Annotated in this window: 4 protein-coding genes; all 4 read left to right on the plus strand. The window is 67.4% G+C overall.

Features of this window, described 5'->3' with window-relative positions; translation table 11 throughout:
- Window positions 1-1,267: cytochrome P450 (locus D477_RS18480; RefSeq protein ID WP_005273409.1), on the plus strand; the 1,267-nt coding region annotated here is incomplete at its 5' end.
- A 5-nt stretch (window positions 1,268-1,272) separates the two neighbouring features.
- Complete coding sequence (locus D477_RS18485; protein ID WP_005273412.1) at window positions 1,273-2,442, plus strand: PEP/pyruvate-binding domain-containing protein; 1,170 nt, start codon at window positions 1,273-1,275, stop codon at window positions 2,440-2,442.
- Between the two features lie 78 nt (window positions 2,443-2,520).
- Window positions 2,521-4,131: a hypothetical protein gene (locus D477_RS18490; protein ID WP_237740832.1), complete on the plus strand. Its 1,611-nt coding sequence runs from the start codon at window positions 2,521-2,523 to the stop codon at window positions 4,129-4,131.
- Window positions 4,029-4,388 carry a PEP-utilizing enzyme gene (locus tag D477_RS23425; protein WP_237740833.1) on the plus strand — a complete coding sequence of 120 codons (360 nt, stop codon included), beginning with the start codon at window positions 4,029-4,031 and terminating at the stop codon, window positions 4,386-4,388. Before D477_RS18490 ends, D477_RS23425 begins: the two co-directional genes overlap by 103 nt.
- Window positions 4,389-4,568 lie beyond the last annotated feature (180 nt).

The raw sequence follows: 4,568 nt of genomic DNA on the forward strand, positions 1-4,568 counted from the left end.
GACTGAGACGGCCGCCCGTTGCCCCTTCGGCCACGGCACCGAGGCCCCCGCCGGGCACCACGGCTACGAGCCGTTCCAGATGAAGGATCCGTTCCCTGCCTACGCCGAGCTGCGGGCCGAGCAGCCGGTCATGTTCGACGAACGCATCGGCTACTACGTCGTCACGCGCTACGACGACATCAAGGCGGTCTTCGATGACTGGGAGACGTTCTCCAGCGAGAACGCCCAGGCACCGGTCCGCGAACGCGGCCCCGCAGCGAAGAAGATCATGGAGGAAGGCGGCTTCACCGCCTACTCGGGCCTGTCCGCCCGGCGCCCGCCGGAGCACACCCGGATCCGCTCCGTGGTCCAGAAGGCCTTCACCCCGCGCCGGTTCAAGGTGCTGGAGCCGTTCATCCGGCAGAACGTGGTGGACCAGCTGGAGCGGATGCTGGCGAACCCGGAGCGCCGCGGCGACATCTTCCGCGACCTGGCCTACGACGTTCCCACCGTGACGATCCTGACGCTGATCGGCGCCGATGTGGAGCAGGTGGACCAGTTCAAGCGCTGGAGCGATTCCCGCGCCGCGATGACCTGGGGCGACCTGTCCGACGAGGAGCAGATCCCGCACGCGCACAACCTGGTTGAGTACTGGCAGGAGTGCCAGCGGCTGGTCCGCGTGGCCCACGAGGAAGGCGGCGACAACCTCACCGCGGACCTGGTCAAGGCCCAGCAGGACGGCGCAGAGATCACGGACCACGAGATTGCCTCGGTCCTCTACAGCATGCTCTTCGCCGGGCACGAGACCACCACCACGCTGATCTCCAACGCCGTGCGCGTGCTGCTGGCCCACCCCGAGCAGTGGCAGCAGCTGGTCGCGGAACCCAAGAAGATCCCGGCGGCGATCGACGAAGTGCTGCGCTACTCCGGCTCCATCGTCGGCTGGCGCCGCAAGGCCCTGACGGACACCGAAGTCGGCGGCGTGCCGATCCCCGAAGGCGGCCAGCTGCTGCTCCTGATGGGTTCGGCCAACCGCGACGAGAGCCGGTTCGCCGATGGCGAGGTATTCGACATCTCGCGCAGCAACGCCCGCGAGCACCTCTCCTTCGGCTACGGCATCCACTACTGCCTCGGCAACATGCTCGCCAAGCTGCAGGCCAAGATCGCGCTGGAGGAGATCGCCCGCCTGGCACCCAACCTGAAGCTGGAGGACCCGGAAGCGATCGGGTTCCGCGAGAACCTCTCCTTCCGCGTCCCCGAAACCGTGCCCGTCACCTGGGAGGCCTAAGCACCATGGAAAGCAACCAGTACATCCAGTTTTTCGACGGCGGCCTCGAGCCTACGCTCGAGGCGCTCGGCGGCAAGGGCGCATCCCTGGTCACCATGACCTCGGCCGGCATGCCGGTGCCTCCGGGCTTCGTGGTCACCACCGCGGCTTTCGACGAGTTCATGGCCGCCGCCGGCATCACCCGGGAAATCCACGACCTGCTCGAGGGCCTGGATCCGGAGGACGTGTCCGAGGTGGACAAGGTCTCGGCGCAGATCCGCGCCGACATCTGCTCCAAGCCGGTGCCCGCGGATCTGCGCGCCCGGACGCTGGCGGCCTACGAAGGCCTGATGGGCCGGTTTGCGGAGCCCGTTCCGGTGGCGGTCCGCTCCAGCGCCACCGCCGAGGACCTGCCGGACGCCTCGTTCGCCGGCCAGCAGGACACCTATCTGTGGCTGGAAGGCGCCAAGGCCGTCACGGAGCACATCCGCCAGTGCTGGGCCTCGCTGTTTACCTCCCGCGCCATCATCTACCGGCTGAAGAACGCCATTCCCAACGAGGGCCTGTCCATGGCCGTCGTCGTGCAGAAGATGGTCAACTCCAAGGTGTCCGGCGTCGCCATGACCCTCGACCCGGCCAACGGCGACCGCTCGAAGATCACCATCGACTCCTCCTACGGGGTCGGCGAAATGGTCGTCTCCGGCCAGGTCACGCCGGACAACATCGTGCTCGACAAGGTGACGCTCGCCGTCGTTAGCGAACACCTCGGCGACAAGCACGCCGAACTCGTCCCGGACCGCTCCGCCCACACCCTGGTCGAGCGCGAAGTGGACGCGGACCGCCGCGCCCGCCGCAGCCTCACCGACGACGAACTCGTCGCCGTTGCCGCGATGGCCAAGCGCGCGGAGAAGCACTACAAGTGTCCGCAGGACATCGAATGGGCGCTGGACGCCGACCTGCCCGACGGCGAGAACCTGCTGCTGCTGCAGTCCCGTCCGGAAACCGTCCACTCCTCCAAACCGGCAGTCCTGAAGGCGGCAACGGGCGGCTATGCGGCTGCGCTCGGCGCCACGGGAGCCGGCCAGGCCACCGCCGGCGGAAGCCAAACCGGCGGCACTGCGGCCGGTGGAACCTCCGCGCCCGGAGGCTTCAATCTCGGCAGCATCACCGCCTCGCTGCTGAAGACCTCCGTCTGATCTGCACCACTGCACCACAGCATTACCAACCGTGTCAGCCAAGGGCCCGACGTCGAGCCCGCACCGAAAGGACGCGCCATGTCCCTGAAGTCCTTCCCAAAACCGTCCGAGCTGCCGGTGCCTGCCGGCGCCGAGGGCTGGGAGAAGATCTACCCCTACTATTTGGTGTTCCAGGACAAGCTCAAGGACCAGGAAGACGCCAAGTTCTGGTTCTGCGACAGCCAGCACTGGCCCACGGTCTACAAGCCGTTCGAGACCATCGGCGGCGAGTTCGCGGTCAAGTGCCTGGGCCAGTACAACGCCCGGCACCTGATGATCCCGAACGCGAACGGTATCGAGTTCCGCGTGCACCTGGGCTACCTGTACATGTCCCCGATCCCGGTGCCGGAGGACCAGATCGCCGAGCGGGTGCCGCATTTCGAGCAGCGGGTGGGCCACTACTTCCAGAACTGGGAGGAACTGCTCAAGCAGTGGCACATCAAGGTCCGCGGCACCATCGACGAGATGGAGACCCTGTCGTTCAGCAAGCTGCCGGATATGGTGCCGATGGACGACATCACTACCGGCAAGGCGATGGACGGCTCCGAGGTCCTGCTGGAGAACTACGACCGGCTGATCCAGCTGGCCTACCAGAACTGGCAGTACCACTTCGAGTTCCTGAACCTCGGCTACATCGCCTACCTGGACTTCTTCAATTTCTGCAAGGACGTCTTCCCGAACATCCCGGACCAGTCGATCGCGACTATGGTCCAGGGCGTGGACATGGAGCTGTTCCGCCCGGACGATGAGCTCAAGCAGCTGGCCAAGCGGGCCGTGGAGCTGGGCATCCAGTCCGCCTTCTCCAACACCGACGACGTCGATGCCACCTTGGCCGCGGTCCGCGCCTCGAGCGGGGGAGACCAGTGGATCAGGCAGTACGAAGAGGCCCAGGACCCGTGGTTCAACTTCACCGTGGGCAACGGCTTCTACGGGCACGACAAGTACTGGAAGGACCACCAGGAGATCCCGCTCGGCTACATCGCCGACTACATCCGCCGCCTCGATGAGGGCCAGGAAATCATGCGCCCGACCGAGGAGCTGATCGCGGAGAAGGAACGGATCGTCGAGGAGTACCGGGACCTGCTCGAGGGCGAGAACCAGGCCCTGTTCGACGCCAAGCGGCAGCTGGCGGCCACGGCGTACCCGTACGTGGAGAACCACAACTTCTACATCGAGCACTGGACGATGGGCGTGTTCTGGCGCAAGGTCCGTGAGCTGTCCCGGATGATGCACGCCGAGGGTTTCTGGACCGAGCCGGACGACCTGCTCTACCTGAACCGCAACGAGGTCCGCGACGCGCTGTTCGACCTGGTTACCGGCTGGGGTGTCGGCGCGCAGCCGATCGGTCCGACCTACTGGCCGGAGGAGATCGAGCGCCGCCGCAAGATCGTCGACGCGCTGAAGACCGCCCGCCCGGCCCCGGCGCTGAACACCCCGCCGGCTTCCATCACCGAACCGTTCACCCGGATGCTCTGGGGCATCACCACCGAGCAGGTCCAGCAGTGGCTGGCGCCGGCGAGGAAGTCGAAGGCGGCGGCCTGCGCGGCATGGCGGCCTCCCCGGGCGTGGTCGAGGGCGTCGCCCGCGTCGTCCACGACTCGGACCAGCTGGCCGAAGTGCAGCAGGGCGAGATCCTGGTCGCCACCGTGACCGCCCCGTCCTGGGGCCCGATCTTCGGCAAGATCAAGGCCACCGTCACGGACATCGGCGGCATGATGAGCCACGCCGCGATCGTCTGCCGCGAGTACGGCCTGCCCGCGGTGACCGGCACCGGTTCCGCCTCCACCACCATCAAAACCGGCCAGCGGCTCCGCGTCGACGGCACTAAGGGCACCGTCCAGATCCTGGACGCCGAAGAGCCCGAACTCGTCAGCGGCCCCGGCGCCCACAGTCACACCCACGCCTGAGCCGGCCCCCTCCGCCCAGGCGATCCTCCGCCGGACCGGGGTATTCCCCCACCGCCCCGGTCCGGCCCCCAACTTCGAAAGACGTGACATGACGCAGGAACCCACCCCCACGGCCCCGGAGCAGCCGGGCGCACGCACGGTGCTGGTCACCGGCGCCGCCGGCGGACTCGGCCGGGCCTT

The organism is Arthrobacter crystallopoietes BAB-32 (assembly GCF_000328305.2).
In the GTDB taxonomy this organism is placed as follows: domain Bacteria; phylum Actinomycetota; class Actinomycetes; order Actinomycetales; family Micrococcaceae; genus Crystallibacter; species Crystallibacter crystallopoietes_A.